22 protein-coding genes are annotated in these 21,096 nt (G+C 59.6%); 16 read left to right on the forward strand and 6 right to left on the reverse strand.

Going from position 1 to position 21,096, the window contains the following annotated elements; all coding sequences use genetic code 11:
- Positions 1–271: 271 nt before the first annotated feature.
- From ACR3E7_RS15690 to ACR3E7_RS15700, 3 genes are all read left to right on the forward strand, one after another.
- Positions 272–1,426 carry a phosphoserine transaminase gene (locus ACR3E7_RS15690; RefSeq protein WP_480505154.1) on the forward strand — a complete coding sequence of 385 codons (1,155 nt, stop codon included), beginning with the start codon at positions 272–274 and terminating at the stop codon, positions 1,424–1,426.
- Between the two features lie 72 nt (positions 1,427–1,498).
- On the forward strand, positions 1,499–3,094 hold the full coding sequence (gene serA / locus ACR3E7_RS15695; RefSeq protein ID WP_170774951.1) for a phosphoglycerate dehydrogenase: 1,596 nt from the start codon (positions 1,499–1,501) through the stop codon (positions 3,092–3,094).
- A gap of 118 nt (positions 3,095–3,212) precedes the next feature.
- Positions 3,213–3,938 (forward strand): metallophosphoesterase family protein, encoded by a 726-nt coding sequence (locus ACR3E7_RS15700; RefSeq protein WP_480505157.1) that lies wholly within the window; start codon positions 3,213–3,215, stop codon positions 3,936–3,938.
- Here ACR3E7_RS15700 and ACR3E7_RS15705 read toward each other — a convergent pair.
- The 3 genes from ACR3E7_RS15705 to ACR3E7_RS15715 all read right to left on the reverse strand — a co-directional run bounded on the left by ACR3E7_RS15705 (position 3,931) and on the right by ACR3E7_RS15715 (position 7,607).
- Positions 3,931–5,442 (reverse strand): malonate--CoA ligase, encoded by a 1,512-nt coding sequence (locus ACR3E7_RS15705; protein ID WP_480505159.1) that lies wholly within the window; start codon positions 5,440–5,442, stop codon positions 3,931–3,933. The genes ACR3E7_RS15700 and ACR3E7_RS15705 overlap by 8 nt on opposite strands.
- Positions 5,443–5,522: 80 nt before the next feature.
- Positions 5,523–6,227 carry a GntR family transcriptional regulator gene (locus ACR3E7_RS15710; protein ID WP_480505161.1) on the reverse strand — a complete coding sequence of 235 codons (705 nt, stop codon included), beginning with the start codon at positions 6,225–6,227 and terminating at the stop codon, positions 5,523–5,525.
- Between the two features lie 24 nt (positions 6,228–6,251).
- Complete coding sequence (locus tag ACR3E7_RS15715; RefSeq protein WP_480505163.1) at positions 6,252–7,607, reverse strand: formimidoylglutamate deiminase; 1,356 nt, start codon at positions 7,605–7,607, stop codon at positions 6,252–6,254.
- An 81-nt stretch (positions 7,608–7,688) separates the two neighbouring features.
- On the opposite strand from ACR3E7_RS15715, the gene hutI reads away from it, so the two are divergent.
- From hutI to ACR3E7_RS15755, 8 genes are all read left to right on the forward strand, one after another.
- A complete protein-coding gene (gene hutI, locus ACR3E7_RS15720; RefSeq protein WP_480505165.1) occupies positions 7,689–8,897 on the forward strand; it encodes an imidazolonepropionase in 1,209 nt (402 codons plus the stop codon).
- On the forward strand, positions 8,894–10,423 hold the full coding sequence (hutH, locus tag ACR3E7_RS15725; RefSeq protein WP_480505167.1) for a histidine ammonia-lyase: 1,530 nt from the start codon (positions 8,894–8,896) through the stop codon (positions 10,421–10,423). Before hutI ends, hutH begins: the two co-directional genes overlap by 4 nt.
- Entirely contained in the window at positions 10,423–11,241 is an 819-nt protein-coding gene (hutG, locus tag ACR3E7_RS15730; RefSeq protein WP_480505169.1) for an N-formylglutamate deformylase, read from the forward strand. The genes hutH and hutG overlap by 1 nt, the downstream gene beginning before the upstream one ends.
- The gene (gene hutU / locus ACR3E7_RS15735; RefSeq protein ID WP_170774935.1) at positions 11,238–12,920 is read left to right on the forward strand and encodes a urocanate hydratase; all 1,683 of its coding nucleotides are present in this window, start codon (positions 11,238–11,240) and stop codon (positions 12,918–12,920) included. Before hutG ends, hutU begins: the two co-directional genes overlap by 4 nt.
- A gap of 70 nt (positions 12,921–12,990) precedes the next feature.
- On the forward strand, positions 12,991–13,869 hold the full coding sequence (gene serB, locus ACR3E7_RS15740; protein WP_480505171.1) for a phosphoserine phosphatase SerB: 879 nt from the start codon (positions 12,991–12,993) through the stop codon (positions 13,867–13,869).
- Positions 13,870–13,915: 46 nt separating this feature from the next.
- Positions 13,916–14,245 carry an ArsR/SmtB family transcription factor gene (locus ACR3E7_RS15745; RefSeq protein WP_480505173.1) on the forward strand — a complete coding sequence of 110 codons (330 nt, stop codon included), beginning with the start codon at positions 13,916–13,918 and terminating at the stop codon, positions 14,243–14,245.
- Complete coding sequence (locus ACR3E7_RS15750; protein ID WP_170774929.1) at positions 14,233–14,661, forward strand: SRPBCC family protein; 429 nt, start codon at positions 14,233–14,235, stop codon at positions 14,659–14,661. Before ACR3E7_RS15745 ends, ACR3E7_RS15750 begins: the two co-directional genes overlap by 13 nt.
- 33 nt (positions 14,662–14,694) lie before the next feature.
- On the forward strand, positions 14,695–15,015 hold the full coding sequence (locus ACR3E7_RS15755) for a YciI family protein (protein ID WP_480505175.1): 321 nt from the start codon (positions 14,695–14,697) through the stop codon (positions 15,013–15,015).
- A gap of 3 nt (positions 15,016–15,018) precedes the next feature.
- Here ACR3E7_RS15755 and ACR3E7_RS15760 read toward each other — a convergent pair whose 3' ends face one another.
- Positions 15,019–16,017 carry an asparaginase gene (locus ACR3E7_RS15760; RefSeq protein WP_480505177.1) on the reverse strand — a complete coding sequence of 333 codons (999 nt, stop codon included), beginning with the start codon at positions 16,015–16,017 and terminating at the stop codon, positions 15,019–15,021.
- Positions 16,018–16,195: 178 nt separating this feature from the next.
- Between ACR3E7_RS15760 and ACR3E7_RS15765 the strand changes: the two genes are divergently transcribed.
- The 5 genes from ACR3E7_RS15765 (at position 16,196) to ACR3E7_RS15785 (ending at position 19,686) form a co-directional block, all read left to right on the forward strand.
- Positions 16,196–16,729 (forward strand): invasion associated locus B family protein, encoded by a 534-nt coding sequence (locus ACR3E7_RS15765; RefSeq protein WP_170774923.1) that lies wholly within the window; start codon positions 16,196–16,198, stop codon positions 16,727–16,729.
- A 171-nt stretch (positions 16,730–16,900) separates the two neighbouring features.
- Positions 16,901–17,068: a hypothetical protein gene (locus ACR3E7_RS15770; RefSeq protein WP_170774922.1), complete on the forward strand. Its 168-nt coding sequence runs from the start codon at positions 16,901–16,903 to the stop codon at positions 17,066–17,068.
- Positions 17,069–17,178: 110 nt separating this feature from the next.
- Entirely contained in the window at positions 17,179–17,556 is a 378-nt protein-coding gene (locus ACR3E7_RS15775; protein ID WP_170791317.1) for a lysozyme inhibitor LprI family protein, read from the forward strand.
- 79 nt (positions 17,557–17,635) lie between these two features.
- Positions 17,636–18,823, forward strand: a complete 1,188-nt coding sequence (rlmN, locus tag ACR3E7_RS15780; protein WP_480505180.1) for a dual-specificity RNA methyltransferase RlmN — start codon at positions 17,636–17,638, stop codon at positions 18,821–18,823.
- Between the two features lie 299 nt (positions 18,824–19,122).
- Positions 19,123–19,686: a cytochrome P460 family protein gene (locus ACR3E7_RS15785; RefSeq protein WP_331252768.1), complete on the forward strand. Its 564-nt coding sequence runs from the start codon at positions 19,123–19,125 to the stop codon at positions 19,684–19,686.
- Between the two features lie 6 nt (positions 19,687–19,692).
- Here the strand turns inward: ACR3E7_RS15785 and ACR3E7_RS15790 are convergent, their stop codons facing one another.
- Together ACR3E7_RS15790 and ACR3E7_RS15795 are read right to left on the reverse strand one after the other, a co-directional pair.
- A complete protein-coding gene (locus ACR3E7_RS15790; protein WP_170774914.1) occupies positions 19,693–20,034 on the reverse strand; it encodes a hypothetical protein in 342 nt (113 codons plus the stop codon).
- On the reverse strand, positions 20,031–20,948 hold the full coding sequence (locus ACR3E7_RS15795; protein ID WP_480505183.1) for a DnaJ C-terminal domain-containing protein: 918 nt from the start codon (positions 20,946–20,948) through the stop codon (positions 20,031–20,033). The genes ACR3E7_RS15790 and ACR3E7_RS15795 overlap by 4 nt, the downstream gene beginning before the upstream one ends.
- Positions 20,949–21,096: the final 148 nt, after the last annotated feature.

Raw genomic sequence — 21,096 nt, forward strand, 5'->3', positions numbered from 1 at the left:
GCGCCGATGTCTGATCACAAGGGTTCCCGGCCTATTCCGTCACGATCCGCGCGTGACTGCCCAAAAAACAATCAACTGCTCACCGAGTCGCGTTAACGGACTGCAAATCTTTCGCCTATCGGAAACTCATGACCGCGGATGGGGTGAAATTGAATGTCGTTTTTCGACTTCGAAGAGTCTTTTCCGCTTGCTGCGACGCGGCAGGCTTTCTAGGTGTGGCGGCGGGACACCCCTCCCCAACGAGGGGCGTGTATCTGGAAGGGTAATACAGATGAGCACAAATACACCGGCAACGCGGCCGGCGAATCCGCGTTTTTCCTCTGGCCCCTGCGCCAAACCCCCCACATTCGAGCTGAACAAGCTGGCCGACGCTGCATTGGGCCGGTCGCACCGTGCTGCGGTGGGCAAGGACAAGCTGAAGGCGGCCATCGAAGGCACGCGTGAGGTGCTGGGCATTCCGGCGGATTACAAGATCGGCATCGTTCCCGCCTCGGACACCGGCGCGGTTGAGATGGCGCTGTGGTCGCTGTTGGGCGAACGCAAGGTCGAGATGCTGGCCTGGGAAAGCTTTGGTGCCGGTTGGGTCACGGACGTGGTCAAGCAATTGAAGATCGACGCCGAGGTGAAAACCGCCGAGTATGGGCAGATCGTTGATCTGGCCTCGGTCGATTTCGCCAATGATGTGGTGTTTACGTGGAACGGCACGACCTCGGGCGTGCGGGTTCCCAATGGCGACTGGATCGCGGATGACCGTCAGGGTCTGACGATCTGTGATGCGACTTCGGCTGCATTTGCGATGGACCTGCCGTGGGACAAGCTGGATGTGACCACGTTCAGCTGGCAAAAAGTGCTGGGTGGTGAAGCAGCGCACGGGATGCTGATCCTCAGCCCGCGCGCGGTTGAGCGGCTGGAAAGCTACACCCCCGCATGGCCGCTGCCCAAGATTTTCCGCCTGACCAAAGGCGGCAAGCTGATCGACGGTATCTTTACCGGGGCCACGATCAACACGCCTTCGATGCTGGCGGTCGAGGACTACCTGTTTGCGCTGGACTGGGCGCGCTCGGTCGGTGGGTTGCAGGGCCTGATTGCGCGCGCAGATGCCAATGCTGGAGCGGTTCATGCCTTTTGCGATCAAAACGACTGGATCGCCAATCTGGCCGAGGATGCGGCGACGCAATCGAATACGTCGGTCTGCCTGAAATTCACCGATCCGCGCATTCAGGATGGGACGACATTCGCCAAGGCCGTAGCCAAACGGCTGGAGGTCGAGAATACCGCGCTGGATATCAGTGCATATCGCGATGCCCCCGCGGGCCTGCGCATCTGGTGTGGCGGCACGGTCGAGACCTCGGACATTCAGGCCATGCTACCGTGGCTGGCCTGGGCCTTTGAGGCCGAGATCGCTGCGCAATCGGCAGCCGCCTGACAAGATTTTTCGACGAAAAATCTGGGCCCGACTGTGGCCCGGATACTTTCCCAAAATTTAAGGACCAGAAATATGGCCCCCAAAGTACTCGTATCTGACAAGCTCAGCGAAACCGCCGTGCAGATTTTCCGCGATCGCGGCATCGACGTGGATTTCATGCCCGATCTGGGCAAGGACAAGGATAAACTGGCCGAGGTGATCGGTCAGTATGACGGCCTCGCTATCCGTTCCGCCACAAAGGTCACGCCGACCCTGCTGGAAAAAGCCGACAATCTGAAAGTTATCGGCCGCGCTGGGATTGGCACCGACAATGTCGATAAGGAAGCAGCCAGCAAAAAGGGTGTGATCGTGATGAACACGCCGTTCGGCAACATGATCACAACGGCCGAACACGCCATTGCGATGATGTTCGCCGTGGCGCGGCAAATCCCCGAGGCCAGCACCTCGACCCATGCGGGCAAGTGGGAAAAGTCCAAATTCATGGGGATTGAGCTGACCAACAAGACTCTCGGCGTCATTGGCGCAGGCAACATCGGCGGCATCGTCTGCGAACGCGCGCTGGGCCTGAAGATGAAGGTCGTCGCCTATGATCCCTATCTCAGCGAAGAGAAAGCCGCCAAGATGGGCGTTGAAAAGGTCGAGTTGGATGACCTGCTGGCCCGCGCGGATTTCATCACGCTGCATGTTCCGCTGACCGATCAGACCCGCAACATCCTGAGCCGTGAGAATCTGGCCAAGACCAAGAGAGGCGTGCGCATCGTCAACTGCGCCCGCGGCGGTTTGGTCGACGAAGACGCGCTGGCCGAGATGCTGCAATCGGGCCATGTGGCCGGTGCCGCCTTTGACGTATTCAGCGAGGAACCGGCCAAGGAAAACGCTCTGTTCAACTTGCCCAACGTCGTCTGCACACCGCATCTGGGGGCAGCTACGACCGAGGCGCAGGAAAACGTGGCGCTGCAGGTGGCCGAGCAAATCTCGAACTACCTGCTGACCGGGGCGGTTGAAAACGCGCTGAACATGCCGTCCGTGACCGCCGAAGAGGCCAAAGTCATGGGGCCGTGGATTAAGCTGGCTGGGCATCTGGGCAGCTTCATTGGGCAGATGACGGATGAGCCGATCAAGGCGATCAACATCCTTTATGATGGTGTCGCCGCTGAGATGAACCTGGCCGCGTTGAATTGTTCTGTCGTTGCGGGGATCATGAAAAAGGTCAATCCCGATGTGAACATGGTGTCCGCACCGGTGATCGCGAAAGAGCGCGGGGTTAAAATCTCGACCACCAATCAGGACAAGACCGGCGTTTTCGATGGCTATGTGAAGGTCACTGTTGTCACCAGCAAGCGTGAGCGTTCGATCGCTGGGACTGTATTCAGCGATGGCAAGCCGCGGTTCATTCAGATCAAAGGCATCAATATTGATGCCGAGGTCGGGGCGCATATGCTCTATACCACCAACGAAGACGTGCCGGGCATCATCGGTACGCTGGGTCAGACCATGGGCGAGAACGACGTGAACATCGCGAACTTTACCCTTGGCCGGTCCGAAGCGGGCGGCGAAGCGATCGCGCTGCTGTATGTGGATGAACCTGTCCCGGCCGAGGCCCGCGCAAAGTTGGCCGAAACGGGGCTGTTTACCCAGATCAAACCTTTGGAATTTGACGTGGCCTAGTAGGCAGTGTTGAATTTCTGAGACAATCCCAACCCGCGCTGCCTAAGGCGCGGGTATTTTCTTTGTCAGGGGCGGTTTTCGCGTCACAAGCAAAGTGATTTTCGACCCGAGGTTTTTCATGACGTCTGCCATTTACGCCATTGGCGATATTCACGGCCAGCTTGAGATGTTGCAAACCGCCCTGCTCCGGATTGAGGCGGATGGAGGCCCAGATGCGCGAGTCGTGTTTCTGGGGGATTACGTGGATCGTGGGCCGAACAGTCGCGGGGTGCTTGACCTGTTGATCGAAGGTCAGCGTGCAGGACGCAACTGGGTCATGGTGCGGGGTAATCACGACCGGATGATGGCGCGGTTCGTGCAGGATTGCGAGGTCGCCGACAGCCATCTGCCCGTTGCGCTCAGCTGGTTGCATCCGCGTTTGGGCGGGCGCGAGACGTTGGCCTCTTACGGTGTGGATGTCACCGACAATGACCGTATCATCTATGTTCATCAACGCGCGGTCGAGGCTGTTCCACCGCAGCATCTGGATTTCCTCAATGCTCTGCCGAACTATCACCAAGAGGGCGAAATGCTGTTCGTTCACGCGGGTATCCGACCGGGCCTTCCGCTGGAGCAGCAATCCGAGAATGACCTGATCTGGATTCGCAACGAGTTTCTGATCGAAGCCGCGCCGCATCCGTGGCTGATTGTCCACGGCCACACACCTGTCGATCAGGCCGAGCATTGCGGCAACCGTGTCAATCTGGATGCGGGCGCAGGTTATGGCCGTCCATTGGCCACGGCGGTGTTTGAGGGGCGTAAGTGCTGGCTTTTGACCCCAAACGGACGCGTGCCGCTTAGGTAAACAGGTCGGCGAAACGCGCGCGCAGGGCGTTTTTCTGCACCTTGCCCATCGTGTTACGCGGCAGCTCGTCCAGAACGATCAGTTTGCGGGGATGTTTGAAACGCGCCAGTTCGGCCTGCGCACGGGCCATGATCGCGTCCAGATCAGGGGTCGCGCCGGGTTCCGCCACCAGCAGGCCCACGGGGGTTTCGCCAAAATCTGGGTGCGGTACGCCGATCACGGCGCTTTCCAACACGCCGGGCTGGTCGTCCAGCAGCATCTCAAGTTCCTTGGGGTAGATGTTGAACCCGCCTGAGATGATCAGATCCTTTCCGCGTCCGACGATATGGACATAGCCATCCTCATCCACTCGCCCCAGATCGCCGGTGATGAAAAACCCATCCTCGCGCAGCTCGGCGGCGGTTTTCTCGGGCATTTGCCAATAGCCTTGGAAGACGTTCGGGCCGCGGACTTCGATCATGCCGATCTCGCCCTGCGGCAGGGTCTCGCCGCTGTCGGGGTCGGTCACTTTCATTTCGACGTCGGGCAGGGGGAAGCCAACCGTGCCCGCGCGACGCTCGCCGTCATAGGGGTTTGAGGTGTTCATGTTGGTCTCGGTCATGCCGTATCGTTCAAGGATGCGGTGGCCGGTGCGTGTTTCGAACCGCTCATGGGTTTCCGCCAGCAAGGGGGCCGAGCCCGAGATGAACAGTCGCATATGCTGAGCCAGATCACCGGTGAACCGATCATCCCCCAACAGGCGGGTGTAGAAGGTCGGCACCCCCATCATTGAGGTCGCCTGCGGCATCAGGCGCAGCACATCGTTCAGATCGAACTTCGGCAGAAAGATCATCGACCCTCCCGAGGCCAGCACCACATTGGTCGCCACAAACAGCCCATGTGTATGGAAAATGGGCAAGGCATGCAGCAGCACGTCTTCGGCTGTGAACCGCCACTCCTGCACCAATGTTTCCGCATTCGATAGCAGGTTGGCTTGAGACAGCATCGCGCCTTTGGACCGCCCGGTGGTGCCGGAGGTATATAGGAAGGCGGCCAGATCGTCCTCGGTCCGGCGCGCGGGCTCGAACGCGGGCAACATCCCCAAAGCGCGCCGCATCAAACTGCCCGAGCCATCGGCATTCAGCGTCTCGAGCCGCGCTTCTTGCATCTTGGCCAGCGGTGCCAGGGCGGTTTGGTTCGCGTCGTCGCACACAACCAGCGATGCGCCGCTGTTTTCGATGAAATAGGTTAGCTCGTTGACGGTGTAGGCGGTGTTCAGGGGCAAAAAGACCAACCCGGCCTGCGCGCAGGCGGCATAGAGTGCCAAGGCCTCGGGCGATTTTTCGATCTGAACGGCAACCCGGTCGCCCGGTTCCAACTCGTAACCAACCAGCGTGTTTGCGAGCCGCGCCGCCATATCAAGGAATGCGGCATGTGTGATAACCTCGCCATCCGGCAGATGCAGAAACGGCGTGTCCTTACCTGCGTGAATGCCAAACAAGCGGTCGTATAGCGGGTTTGCCATTCTGTCTGCCTTTGTCAACGGAACTGTTGCCTGCGAATCTGGCGTGGATTGGCACAGTGGTAAAGCCCAATTTGACGCGCTCAGAACTGGGTGGTCATCCGGTATCCGGCGCCGAAATACATTTTGGCGTAGGTGACGGGTTGCCCCTCCAACCATGTGATGCGTTCACCGGTAAACACCGGCTCACCTTCAGGCAGGTCCAGAAAACGGGCGACGGTCGCGTCCGCCCGGCTGGCTAGAAAGCTGAGTTCCACATTGGTGAACGGCACAGTCTGGATCAGCCACTCATTTGGGCCGATTGCCGAAAAATCCGCCTGCGCCACTTGCGGCACGCTGTCCACTACGATCCATCGGTCTTCGTATTGAAACGGGGTATTGCCCGAAAAATGCATGCACCGCACATGCACGGTGCTTTGACTGGGCCGCAAAGCAAGACGCGCGGTCAGCCAATCCGGGGCGACAGTCGTCTTGGCTGAGACCAGCGCATAGCGATAGGTGCCACCGGTCGCTTCGACCTCGTCCCGGACCATGGGTATGCTGAACCGGGCCTGCCGCTGAGGCGCGCTGAGCACACGGGTGCCAGCCTTGCGGCGGCGTTCCAGATAGCCTTCATCCGCCAGTTCCCGCAAGGCGCGGTTGACGGTTGTGCGGGTACAGGAGAATTCAGCAGCCAAATCCTGTTCGTTGGGCAACAACGAGTCTGGTTGCCATTCGCCCGAGCGGATGCGCGCCAAAACAGTTTTCTTGATGTCTTTGTAGCTGGTGGTCTCGGTTGATTGCGGCATGTACCCTCGGCTTTCGGATGCGTTCTAGACCGCGGACAAAAGATCGGCAATTCCTACCCTGTAGGCAGCAATGATCTGGTCGCGGTTCACGTGGCGGCCTTGCCGCACCATATGCCGCCCGGCAGACCACAGATCGGTCACGACCCCGTCATGGGCGACAAAGCACAAGCCGTCCAGCAACTGATCGTCGGTCAAGGCGCAAAGGGTCGGATGGGTGCGGTCGATGGCCACCATATCGGCCAACTTGCCCACCGCAATCTGCCCTGCATCCCGCGATAGGGCCTGCGCGCCACCCTCAGCTGCGCAGGTATAAAGCGCGTGGCCCACCGATCCGGCCTGCTGAACCAGAACTGTACGTTCCCGGTCGCGAAGACGTTGGGAATATTCCAGCATCCGCAATTCCTCGGACAGGGAAATCCGGACGTTCGAATCCGACCCGACCCCAAACCGTCCGCCCGCCTGCATATAAACCGCGCCGTTGAAGATCCCATCACCCAGATTGGCCTCGGTGATCGGGCAGAGCCCGGCAACAGCGCCCGAGCGCGCCATGGCCTGCGTTTCCGCGTCGGTCATATGAGTCGCATGGATCAGGCACCAGCGGTCATTCACATCGGCATTGTCCAAAAGCCACGACACGGGCGTCGCACCCAATGCGGTCTGCACATCTCGCACCTCCTGCGTTTGTTCGGCGATGTGGATATGTACCGGGCCCTGCGGTGCCGCTTGAAACAGGGTCTGCAAGTCCGAAGGAGAAGTTGCACGCAGGGAATGGGGCGCAATGCCCACAAGGCTGTCGGGATGCGGGGCCCCTTTGCGGCAATCTTCGACCAGGCGCAGATAGGCGTCCACGCTATGACCGAACCGCAACTGCCCGCCCGCAAGCGGCTCTTGCTGAACGCCGCCATAGGTGTAAAGCACCGGGAGATGGGTTAGGCCTATTCCGGTCTGTTGCGCAGCGGCAAATATACGTTGGCTGAGTTCCGAGCGGGTCTCGTAGGGCTGCCCGCCGGGTTGGTGGTGAACATAGTGAAATTCACCGACCGAGGCATAGCCTGCCTCTTGCATCTCTATGAAAACCAAAGCTGCGATGGCTTCGATCTGGTCGGGCGTCAACCGATCCAGAAAGCGGTACATCAGGTTGCGCCATGTCCAGAAGCTTTCCCGCCCGTCGGCGCGGGTTTCGGTCATTCCGGCCATGGCGCGTTGAAAGCTGTGGCTGTGCAGGTTGGCCAAAGCGGGCATCAGAACGTCCACCTGATCGTCCTGCGGCTGAGGCCGCGCGCCGGTTTCGATCCGACTGATCCGGCCTTCTTTCACCTCGACCCTAAGGTCCGAGACCCAGTCAGAGCCGATCAGGGCGGTTTTGGCGTGCACAGTCATTGGGATTCCATTTTGTGTAGACTTTAGTGTTTTATACATATACTTAAAAAGCAACGAGAAAGGGAGCCCAAAAGAATCCTCATGGCAAAAAAATCGGTTCTTCTAAGTGCGCATATGGCAACTATGGTTGAGGGCATGGGGCCGTACGGCCTGTGTCAGAACGCAGCAATTGCTGTCGACGGGGGGTGGATCGTCTGGGTGGGCGCTCGGGCGGATATGCCCTCGGATTATGCGGATTGGCCGATTCAGGATTTTGGCGACCGGCTGATCACGCCAGCCCTGATTGATGCGCACACGCATGTGGTGTTCGGTGGCAACCGCGCCGCCGAGTTCGAGATGCGCCTGAACGGGGCCAGCTATGAGGAGATCGCCCGCGCCGGAGGAGGGATTCTGTCCACCGTGACCGCCACGCGTTCAGCCAGCCAAGAGGCGCTGCTGGCAGATGCCCTGACGCGCGTGGATGCACTGCTGGCCGAGGGGGTCAGTTGTATCGAGGTCAAGTCCGGCTATGGCTTGGATGTCGCGACCGAGCTTAAGATGCTACGCGTTGCACGGCGGATCGGGCAGGCCCGGCCGGTGCGGGTCAAGACCAGCTTTCTGGGCGCACATGCCGCGCCGCCGGACTACCGCGCGGATCCCGACGCCTATTTGACCAAGGTTTGCATTCCCGCCCTGCGCAAGGCCCATGCCGAAGGTCTGGTTGATGCGGTGGACGGGTTCTGTGAGGGCATCGCTTTCAACCCGACCCAGATCGCCAGGGTGTTCGATGTGGCGCGGGAGCTTGGTTTGCCCGTCAAACTGCACGCCGAGCAACTCTCCAATCTGGGCGGCGCCAAATTGGCCGCAGCCTATGGGGCGCTGTCGGCGGATCATGTGGAATATCTGGATGGCGATGGCGTCTTGGCCATGGCGGAAGCGGGTACGGTTGCGGTTCTTCTGCCCGGCGCGTTCTATACCTTGCGGGAAACCCAGAAGCCTCCGGTCCAACTGCTGCGTGACCGAGATGTTCCGATTGCGCTGGCGACGGATTGCAATCCGGGCTCGTCACCTTTGGCCTCGCTTTTGCTGACTATGAACATGGCCTGCACCCTGTTTCGCTTGACACCGGAAGAGGCGTTGGCCGGTGTAACCCGAAACGCTGCGCGCGCTTTGGGGCTGGCGGATACCGGGCAAATTGCGCCGGACCTGCGGGCTGATCTTGCGGTCTGGGATGTTTCTCATCCGGCGGAACTGGCTTATCGAATTGGCTTCAACCCCTTGCACGCGCGCCTGTTCGGAGGATCGGAATGACCGAGCTGACCCTGACCCCCGGCGCGGTCACTCTGACCGATTTGGCGCACGTGTATTGGCAGGATGCCACCGTGACGTTGGACCCCGCATGCAAGCCTGCGGTCGAGGCCGCAGCCCACCGCGTGCAGGCCGCCGCGCAAGGCGCAGACCCTGTTTATGGCGTCAATACCGGCTTCGGCAAACTGGCCAGCCACAAAATCGCGGCGCAGGATACATCTACCCTGCAACGCAACCTGATCCTCAGCCATTGCTGCGGGGTTGGCCCCGCAATCTCACGCCGCGTGACCCGGTTGATGATGACGCTCAAGCTGTCGTCCTTTGGCCGTGGGGCCTCGGGCGTGCGTTGGGATTTGATCGAGCTGCTCCAGCAAATGCTGGCACGAGGTGTGACACCCGTCATCCCGGCGCAGGGTTCGGTCGGGGCGTCGGGCGATCTGGCCCCCTTGGCCCATATGACCGCCGTGCTGATCGGTGCAGGTGAGGCCGAGGTGGACGGGACCGTCCTTCCAGGGCTTGAAGCGCTCAAAAAGGCCGGGCTAGAGCCGGTTCAACTCGGTCCGAAAGAGGGGTTGGCATTTATTAATGGGACCCAGTTCTCGACAGCATTTGCGCTGACAGGGCTGTTTCAGGCCTGGCGTGCAGCGCAAAACGCTTTGGTTGTGTCTGCCCTGTCGACCGACGCAATCATGGGCTCGACCGCGCCGTTGCGTCCTGAAATCCACACTTTGCGTGGGCATCGGGGCCAAACCGAGGCGGCCAGCGCCATGCGTGCGGTTCTGGACGGGTCAGAAATTCGCGAAAGTCACCGTGATGGCGACACGCGGGTTCAGGACCCTTATTGCATCCGTTGCCAGCCGCAAGTCACGGGCGCGGCCATGGATGTGATGCGCCAAGCGGCTGCCACGCTTGAAGTCGAAGCCAACGCCGCCACCGACAACCCGCTGGTTCTGGAGGACGCGATTGTCTCGGGCGGGAATTTTCACGCCGAGCCCGTGGGCTTTGCCGCCGACATGATCGCATTAGCCCTGTCCGAGATCGGAGCCATCGCGCAACGACGCATCGCCCTGATGGTGGACCCGGCGCTGAGTTTTGATCTGCCGCCCTTCCTGACGCCCAAACCGGGGCTGAACTCGGGCCTGATGATCGCCGAAGTGACAACTGCGGCATTGATGAGCGAAAATAAGCATCTGGCCAACCCCTGCGTCACCGACAGCACGCCGACCTCGGCCAATCAGGAGGATCACGTCTCGATGGCGGCCCATGGCGCGCGACGGCTGACGCGGATGGTCGAAAACCTGAATTATATCCTGGGGGTCGAGATGCTGTGTGCAGCCCAAGGCGTGGAATTCCGCGCCCCCCTGACAACAAGCGCCCCGTTGCAGCAGGCCGTAGCCCGGCTGCGCGCCGATATCCCGGCGCTGTCCGAGGACCGCTATCTGGCGCCAGAGCTTGAACAGGCGAAGGTGCTGATTGCCGATGGGTGCGTGTTGGACGCGGTCAAACAGCCCATGCCGGAGTTGTTCTGATGCAGGTGGTTTCGGTCCGTTCCAGTGACAGCCCGATTGTGCTGGGTCAGCCTCATGGCGGAACCCTTGTGCCCGATGACATCGCAGCGCGGTTGAACGACATTGGCCGGGGGCTTGCGGACACGGATTGGCACATCAACAGGCTCTATGATGGGGTATTTACGGATGCGACGGTAGTGCAGTCCAATATCCATCGCTATGTTATCGACGCAAATCGCGACCCCGACGGTGTGTCGCTCTATCCCGGTCAGAACACGACGACGCTGGTTCCGCTGACCGATTTCGACGGTCAACCGATCTGGGCCGATGGGCAAGAGCCCTCAGCGGATGAAATCGAATCCCGGCGTCACGCCTATCATGCGCCTTATCACGCCGCGCTGCTGCAAGAACTACACCGCGTGCGCGCGCGTCATGGGGTGGCGATTCTGTTCGATTGCCACTCGATCCGGTCCCGAATTCCGTTTCTGTTCGAAGGGGAATTACCCGTTTTCAACACCGGCACGAATGACGGTCAAAGTTGCGCACGCGTCATCGAACAGGCCGTGCAAGGGGTGGCTGAGGGTGCCGAAAGGATGCCCGCGGTGCTGAACGGACGCTTTCGCGGTGGTTGGACAACCCGCCACTATGGGCAACCAGATCAGAATATCCACGCGATCCAGATGGAGTTGGCGCAGCGCTCTTACATGGACGAAGCGCCGCCATGGACGTGGCGCGCGGACCGGGCTGTGGCCTTGCGGCCTTATCTCACCGACATGCTCACCCGCCTCAATGACCTCGCCCGATCGGGAGCACTGACCAATCAAGGAGCCCAGACATGAGCGATCCACGCAAAAACACACGTGATATCTATCCGCCCACTGGCCCCGAGCTGAACGCCAAAAGCTGGGTGACCGAGGCGCCTTTACGGATGCTGATGAACAACCTGCATCCGGACGTGGCCGAGAACCCGCATGAGTTGGTGGTTTATGGCGGGATCGGGCGCGCCGCACGTACATGGCAGGATTTCGATACTATTGTTGAGGGTTTGAAGGATCTGGAAGAGGACGAGACTCTGATTGTCCAGTCCGGCAAGCCCGTGGCCATCATCCGCACCCACAAGGACGCACCGCGCGTTCTGATCGCCAATTCCAACATCGTGCCACATTGGGCCAACTGGGATCACTTCAACGAACTCGATAAGAAGGGCCTGATGATGTACGGCCAGATGACGGCCGGTTCGTGGATCTATATCGGTACGCAGGGCATCGTTCAGGGCACGTATGAGACCTTTGCCGAGGCCGGACGCCAGCACTATGGCGGCGACCTGACCGGCAAGTGGATTCTGACCGGCGGCTTGGGTGGTATGGGCGGCGCGCAGCCTCTGGCGGCCGTCTTTGCCGGGGCTTGTTGTCTGGCGGTGGAATGCAACCCCGACAGCATCGACTTCCGCCTTCGCACCAAATACCTGGATGAAAAGGCCGAGACACTGGACGAAGCGCTTGAGATGATCGACCGCTGGACCAAAGCTGGTGAGGCGAAATCCGTAGGTCTGTTGGGCAATGCTGCGGAGGTCTTCCCCGAGATCTACCGTCGTATGGCCGAAGGCGGAATGCGCCCTGACATCGTCACCGACCAGACCAGCGCCCATGACCCGATCAATGGATACCTGCCTATCGGCTGGTCCATGGCACAGTGGCGGGAAAAGCGCGAAACAGAGCCTAAGTCGGTGGAAAAAGCCGCACGTGCGTCTATGAAACAGCATGTCGCGGCCATGGTTGATTTCTGGAATGCAGGCGTGCCGACACTGGATTACGGCAACAACATCCGGCAGGTGGCGCAGGATGAAGGGCTGGAAAACGCTTTTGCCTTCCCCGGTTTTGTGCCCGCTTATATCCGTCCGCTGTTCTGCAAAGGGATCGGCCCGTTCCGCTGGTGCGCCCTATCCGGCGACCCCGAAGATATCTACAAAACCGACGCCAAGATGAAGGAACTGTTCCCAGAAAACGAGCATCTGCACCGCTGGCTCGATATGGCGCAGGACCGCATCGCATTTCAGGGTCTGCCCGCGCGCATCTGCTGGATCGGGCTTGGGGATCGGCATCGCGCTGGGCTCGCCTTCAATGAGATGGTGGCTAATGGTGAACTAAAGGCCCCCGTGGTGATCGGGCGGGATCACTTGGACAGCGGTTCTGTTGCCAGCCCGAACCGCGAGACCGAGGCGATGTTGGATGGCTCGGATGCCGTCAGCGACTGGCCTTTGCTGAATGCGTTGATCAATACGGCCAGCGGGGCGACATGGGTGTCGCTGCACCATGGCGGCGGCGTTGGCATGGGCTTCAGTCAGCACGCGGGTGTGGTGATCTGCGCTGACGGGACCGAGGACGCCGCGCGGCGGCTCGAGCGGGTGTTGTGGAACGATCCAGCCTCGGGCGTGTGGCGTCATGCGGATGCGGGGTATGAGGCAGCGAAGGATTGCGCCCGTGCGCATGGGCTGCGGTTGCCGGGTATTCTGGGCTAGGGCGCATCTGTCCTCTGGCGAAAATGCTGCACCTGCGATATCCCGCAGGTGAGCTTGCCGGAGATTGAAGATGTACGTTGCCACCCTTTTGACTAACCCTGACAAAAATGCGCTGGAACAGACTCTGGTCGACTCCCTGCGTGACGCCTGGGGCGGCGGCGATGTGCAGTGGTTGAGCCCGGATGAGGCCGCAGAGTTTTCTCTGGCGGGCCTGCCGGACAATCAGTGGGACGTGTGGGCCGATTTGCAGAACATGGGTGTCGATCTGGTGGTCCAACCCGCCGAAGGACGGCGCAAGAAGATGCTGCTGGCCGATATGGACAGCACCATGATTCAGCAGGAATGCATCGACGAACTGGCCGATGAGGCGGGCGTTGGCGAGCGCGTCAAGGATATCACCGCGCGGGCCATGAACGGCGAGCTGGATTTCGAGGGCGCCCTGAACGAGCGTGTCGGGTTGCTGAAAGGTTTGGACGAGGCCGTGATCGACAAGGTGTTAGCCGAGCGTATTACCCTGATGCCCGGCGGCAAGGAACTGGTTGGCACGATGCGCGCGAATGGTGGTTATGCCGCATTGGTCTCGGGCGGGTTCACGGCGTTTACGTCCAATGTCGGGGCCCAACTGGGCTTTGATGAGAACCGCGCCAACACGCTGCTGGCCGAGGGCGGTAAGCTGACCGGTGATGTCGGGCGTCCCATTCTGGGTCGTCAGGCCAAGGTGGATGCTTTGGAACAGATCACTGCGCGGTTGGGTCTGTCCGAATCGGATGTGATCGCAGTGGGCGATGGCGCGAATGATCTGGGTATGCTGGGCCGGGCTGGAACCGGGGTGGCGCTGCACGCCAAGCCCTCGGTCGCGGAACAGTGTGAGGTGCGGGTAAACCACGGAGATCTTTCGGCTTTGCTGTTCCTGCAGGGCTATGCACGATCTGAGTTTGCGGCCCGTTAGCACGGCGCGGCTTTCTTTTATTTAACAAAAATGTTAAACAATGGTCATGAACACCCTTCTGACCACATTTTCCGCGTTGTCCGACGCAACGCGATTTTCCATCGTCGAGCAGCTTATGCAGGATGGAGAATTACCTGCCGGAGACCTGATCGAAGGACGCGGCATGTCCGGCGCCGCGATCTCGCGCCATTTGAAACTGCTGCGCGAGGCGGGGCTGATAAATCGGCGCGTGCAGGGCAGCCAGCGGATGTATTCGATCCGCCCCGAGGGGCTGCGCGCGATTGCGGAGTGGACCATCTCGAAACGTCAATTCTGGGAAAGCAGCCTGGACCGTCTGGGTGATGCAATCGAAAAGGAGACCTCATGGCCGATTTGAAACTGGAGCGCGCTTACCCGCTTGCACCGGACGATCTGTATGCGTGGATCAGCACCCCCGACAAGCTTCTGCAGTGGTGGGGACCCGAAGGGATGCATGTGCCCGAGCACAACCTGGATTTCTCTCGCACGGGTCCGTGGTATTCGGTGATGCAAAATGGCGAAGGGCAGCGGTTTAAGGTTTCGGGTCATGTGACGCATGTCGATCCGCCCAAATCGGTTGGGTTTACATGGGGCTGGCATGACGATCAGGACCAGCGCGGAGCCGAAAGCCATGTGATGTTGGTGGTCGAGGCAGCAGAAGAGGGTGCAAAGTTGATCATCGACCACCGCGAGTTGGGCGATGACGAAATCGCAGCGAACCACACCAAAGGCTGGACGTCGACGCTGAACAAGCTGGCCGCACAGCTGGCCTAGTTTTTCATCACGAAGGCATAAGGGAGGAAATAAATGCCACAGTTTCTATTTGTCTATCACGGTGGTCATACCCCGACCGACCCCGCTGAAATCGAAGCGACCATGGCCGCCTGGGGCGCTTGGTTTGGCGGAATGGGCGAGGCACTGGACATCCCCGGAAACCCGGTTGGCCAGTCTTACACCGTCAGCAGCAGCGGTGTTGTTGACAATGGCGGCGCCAATCCGGCCTCGGGCTTTACAGTTGTCAAAGCCGAAAGCATGGATGCTGCGACCGAGATGGCCAAAGGTTGCCCGATGGTTGTCAACGGGTCCGGCTCGGTCGAAGTGGCCGAGATTCACGAGATTGAGATGTAGCCTTTAGCTGGGGAACCCCGGCGCGGGTTTGATCACGCCGCATTCCAGCCCTCGACGGCTGTATTGCGTGGCGTTCAGAAATTTGCGGGTGGCCGGGTGGTCGGCCTCCAGCACGCCCAAGCTGACCAGAACCGCGGCAATGGCGCATTCGCTGGCGCGGGTGGTGCCGTCGGTGATCTTCAATGCCACGCCCATGCGTTTTTCGGGTAGGATTGCGATGAACACAGCCTCGGCACCGGTTTTGATGGCAACGCGACCACCCATGGCGCGCATCAGTTCGGTGCAGGCGCGGGTTTCACCGGCGACCAGCTCGGGGTGTTTCATCATTGCGGCCGTCAGCTGTTGCGCCGCGTCGCTGGCCCGGTCCGACCGATCCGCGGCGCTGGCAAACCACGCCATCGAACGCGCCAACCCGACCAGCGAGGTCGCAAAGTTCGGGGCTGAGCAGCCGTCGATGCCGTAGGCGGGGCTGGTCTCGCCCGTTGTTTCCTCAAGCGCGGACAGGCAGGCCTGTTGTACGGGGTGGTCGATTTCCAGATATTCCGGTCCGGCGCCCATATGCTGAGCAACGGTCAGAAACCCGCAATGCTTGCCCGAACAGTTATTGTGAATCTGACATGGCGTGTCATCGGCTAATATTAACCCGTCGCGCGCAGCCATGTCCTGTGGCTCTTGCGGGCCGCAGCGAAGATCGGATTCCGCCAGACCCAGGTGGTCCAACCAGGCTGAGACGCGATCGGTATGAATATGCGCTCCACTGTGCGAGGCACAGGCCAGTGCAAGATGTTCCGAGGTCAGCCCGTACTTCGCCGCTGCACCCGAAGTGATCAGCGGCAGCCCCTGAATCATCTTGGCCGAGGATCGCGGATAGATCACAGCGTTCGGATTCCCCCAACTTTTAACGATCTGGCCGGTATCGTCGCAGATCACCGCATGCCCAAGATGTAGGCTTTCCAACAGCGGTCCGCGCCACAGTTCTGTCATTGGTACGGCTTGTGTCATTAGAACATTCCTTAACATGCGCAAAATTCTGCCAATCGCTCTTTCGCCTGTGGCGAAACCTGCGTTACAGTGTGTATGTCGGCAATCACCGGAAGACGCAACGTACAGACGGATCAGGCAGGGTCCGCACGCATTTCCGGTGGGTATGAGGTAATGGGTCGAGCTAGGAGGCTGGACGATGGGATCAAAGCTTGTCCGCGTGATCGCGGGCCTGTGCATAGCAGGATTGGCAACAACGGCAACTGCACAACAGGCGACGAGCACGAACAGGGTTGCAGCCAAAACGGACTGGAGCGTCTTCGTCGAGGATGACCCGACTGAATGCTGGAGCGTTTCCGCCCCCAAGGAAACCGTGAACACCCGCGGTGGGCGGGTCGTGTCGGTACGGCGCAGCGACATTCTGCTGTTCGTGTTCTACCGCCCCAACGCCGAGGTCAAAGGGCAGGTGACGTTCACGGGCGGCTATCCATTTGCACCGGGATCGACTGTCAATCTTGATATCGACGGCACCAAGTTCGAGCTGATCACCGAAGGTGAATGGGCGTGGCCCGCAACCGAAGGTGAAGACCTGAAGGTGGTCGCAGCCATGAAGCGCGGGACCGAGGCCGTCCTGACGGCGCGCTCGGAACGTGGGACGCAGACCAAGGACACGTTCTCGCTGCTGGGGTTCACCGCTGCGATTGAAGACGCCGAGACGCGCTGCACCAACTAGACTGGGCATTTGCCTGATCGCTGCCCCGCCAGTCTGGCGGGGTTTTGCGTTGTGGCAGGGCATTGTGCAGCGTTCTGGAGGCGGCATTCGTATTCGAAATTTGATTCCAGTCAAAGAAATGAATGCAAATATCTGCATGTATAAAGCTCTGAACTAGGGAAGGAGCCCGACATGCAAACGAAATCACTCACCGCTCTCTTGATGATGGTCGCCCTTATCCTGAGTGCTTGCGAGAAAGAGGCCGACACATATCCGGTCACGGGCGAGCAATGCGGGCCGGATGATCCGGTTCAAACGCTGGACGCAACGGATTGCAATATCGTGCCACCGGGCATTTGACGCATGCGGGTCCCATCGTGGCACGGCCATGTCGTCGTGTCTGGGGCTTCGACGCTTTGGGGTAAAACCGGGCCTGTGCTAGTATTGGGCAACCAATAGGGGGCTGCCCGATGCGCTTTGCATTTTTGATTTTGTTTCTGTCTTCCGCTGCCAGTGCTGATCCAACTCTAGAATGTCTGGATGCTGGTTCTCAGATAGAGATTGGCGCATGCGTGGGCGCGATGGAGGACCGCGTCAATCAGGCGATAGATGCAAGCTACAACATTGCCATGCAATCGGCCAAAGAACTGGATGATGTTACCGGACGTGTTGTGGCAGTGCCCGCGTTGGACAGCGCGCAGACCGCGTGGCTGGCTTACCGCGATGCCCAATGCGAGGCTGTTGGCGCGTCGTTCGGTGGTGGGTCAGGTACCGGCATTGGCATTACCGCCTGTCGGGTAGAGTTGGGCCGGGCACGTGTGGACGAATTGCTGCGCTACGCGAATTAAACGCGACGATTTCTTTTGATCTTTGCGCTAGGTCCTATATAGAGGCGCATCCCAAGCCAGAATCCGTTGAGATAGCCCCATGTCGCCCAAAGCGCCGATCACTCAAGACGTCATGACCATCCCCCGCAAGCTGCCCGAGGGGAAGGTTAACCTTGTCGGTCTTACTCGCGACCAATTGCGCACGACGCTGGTCGCACATGGCACGCCCGAGAAACAGGCCAAGATGCGCACCGGGCAGATCTGGCAGTGGATCTATCAATGGGGTGTTCGCGATTTTGCGCAGATGACAAACCTCGCCAAAGCCTATCGGGCCCAACTGGCCGAGAGCTTTTTGATCGAAATTCCCGAGGTCGTAACACGGCAGGTGTCCGAGGATGGCACCCGAAAATACCTGTGCCGCATCGCCGGCGGGCACGAGGTTGAGGTAGTCTATATCCCCGAGGACGATCGCGGCACGCTGTGTATTTCCTCGCAAGTGGGCTGCACGCTGACCTGTTCTTTCTGCCATACAGGCACACAGAAACTGGTGCGCAATCTGACCGCGGCCGAGATCGTGGGTCAGGTGATGATGGCTCGCGATGATCTGGGCGAATGGCCCACTCCCGGTGCGCCCAAAGACGAAACGCGCCTGCTGTCGAACATCGTATTGATGGGCATGGGCGAGCCGCTTTACAATTTCGACAACGTGCGCGACGCGATGAAGATCGCCATGGACCCAGAGGGAATTTCCCTGTCCCGCCGTCGGATTACGCTTTCGACCAGCGGTGTGGTGCCCGAGATTGCCCGAACGGCGGAAGAAATCGGCTGCCTGCTGGCGATCTCGTTCCACGCCACTACGGATGAGACCCGCGACGTGCTGGTGCCGATCAACAAGCGCTGGAATATCGAAGAGCTGCTACACGCACTGGCCAGCTATCCCAAGGCGTCTAATTCGGAGCGGATCACGTTCGAATACGTGATGCTGGATGGAGTCAATGACAGCGACGCCGACGCGCATAGGTTGATTGACCATATCAAGCGCCACAACATCCCGGCCAAGATCAACCTGATCCCGTTCAACGAATGGCCAGGCGCGCCTTATAAGCGCAGCTCGAACAACCGGATCCGGGCGTTTGCGAATATCATCTATCAGGCGGGTTATGCCTCCCCCATCCGCAAAACGCGGGGCGAGGACATCATGGCAGCCTGTGGTCAGTTGAAATCCGCAACCGAGCGTGCGCGCAAGTCGCGCAAGCAAATTGCAGCCGAAGCGGGCCTCGACGGATAGTAAGCATAAAATTTGATCGCCCCGTAAACAGATTTAATGCGTCTGCGTCTGTCTATTGCATGCGTTTTTTGGTATGTTTGCCAGGTCAAAACTTGGGTGCTGCGCTCACATCCATGCACAATGGGGTGAGAGTCGAGTGCCCCGTGATGGCGAGAAGACCCATGGCCGCTATCTAATAGCCACTCACAAGACGTGCGGCGTTTCTGTGAACCGAATTGAACAGATAGGCCATATGAATGTTTGTGCAATTGATACGACAAAACCGCAAAATTCTATTGGGGTTAGGATTGGCAGGCTTGGTGGCGACCGGAGTCGCGGCCCAGTCGAATGGTGAAAACGCGCATCTTGCGATCGAAAACCCGGCGGATCTAACCAAGGAAGAGGCGCTGAGTATCTATGCCTCATTACAGCGCCGGATGGCGCGGGGATACGCCGCCGCGCAGATGGATGAGCTGCGAAATTATCAGAGCTGGCCTTTGTTCAACGATGCGCCCTATATCTCGGAAACCCATGGCAGGCGGTTCGTAAACAGCTATGCCAACCGGATGGCGCACAATTACGGCACGCTGCAACCGGGTGAAAAGCTGCCGTTGGGGTCGGTTTTGGCCAAGGACAGCATGACTGTCACGGATGAGGGCAACACCCATCCCGGCGCCTTGTTCGTGATGGAGAAACTGGCCGAAGGCGCCAGCCCGGATACGGCAGATTGGCGCTATATCATGGTGATGCCGGACGGGTCGGTCTTTGGCGACACGATGGGCGACCGCGCCAGCGCCGTGTCTTATTGCCACGATTGTCACGAGGCCGTGGCGGATAGGGACTATACATTCTACGTGCCAGAAGAATATCTGGTGCAGAACTGAGCTTTCCTATCGCCCGAACCGGGCGGTGCCGATCACGTCGATCAGGCTTTGCCTGACGGGTTCGGGCTGCGATTCGACGGCGTTCAGCACCTCGCGCAGTTCGGCGCGCAACCCGTGCATCTGGTCGATCAGCGAGATCATCATCGACAGTGCATCTGCTTCCATCTCGTACTGGTCGTGTAACTCGCAGGCCAGCTCTAGTCGGGCCACGTCAAGGCTATGATAGACCAGCCCTTGTTCGGTGCTTTCAGGGATCACGATTTCGGCGGCCAGATACTCGGTCAACCGGGCTGAGGTTAGGCGAGTCACGGTTGCGATCACTTCGGATTCGGTCAGGGTGCGGGTCATGACGGCATTCCTTTGCGAGGATCATAGCGGTGTGTGTCACGCCACGTTTCCATGAAAGCCTTTAGGTCATCGTCGATCTGGTCCGGCATGGCGACGGTCAATTCGATCAGTTGGTCGCCCCGGTCGGAAGAGCCGCGTTTTTTGACCCCTTTGCCCCGCAACCGCAAGGTTTTGCCGCTGCTGGTGCCGGGCGGCACGCTGACGTTGACGCCGCCGTCAATAGTTGGCGCGGGGACTTTGCCGCCCAGAACAGCCTCGTCAATGGTGATGGGCAGGGTAATGTGGATGTCATCACCCTGACGTTCAAACACCGGATGAGGTGCGACTGTCACGGTGACCAGAGCATCACCTGCAGGCCCGTCGCCAAACCCGGGATCCCCCTTGCCGCGAAGTCGGATGGTTTGGCCGTCTGTAATGCCTGCCGGGATCTTAACCTCGATCCGGTCGCCGTCAGGCAATGTCAGTTTCTGGCTGGCGCCAAACACAGCGTCCAGAAAGCTGATCTGCAGGCTGTAGCTGCGGTTATGCCCCGGCGCATGGAACCCCTGACTGCGTTGACCATAGTTGGCGCGCCCGCGCATGAATTCGGCGAAGATGTCCGACATATCGTCCGGGCCTGCCGCGCGCCCGCGATAGGGGTTTCCGGCAGCCTCGGCATAGTCACGATAGTATTGTTGTTGCGGACGCTCCTGGCCCGAGGCGTCAATCTCACCCCGATCGTATTGCGCCCGTTTCTCGGGGTCTTTCAGCAGATCATAAGCGGCGGCTGCGGCTTTGAATTTTGCCTCGGCCTCGGCGTCGCCGGGTTTCAGATCGGGGTGACAGTCCTTGGCGATACGCCGATAGGCTTTCTTGATCTCGGCGTCGCTGGCATCTTTGGCAACACCTAAAACGGTATAGGGATCGTCGCTCATCTCACCTCTCGTCGGTGGGGGTCTGACCTTGATACTTGGGTTTTATCATGCGATTTCAAAGACCCAAAAGAAAGAGGCTTTTGAAATACCTCGCTAAATCGCTTAATCCTGCTAATATCTGCATGTTTTGAATTGATTGCTGACGGAG

The sequence above is a fragment of the Ruegeria sp. BK1 genome (assembly GCF_056535645.1).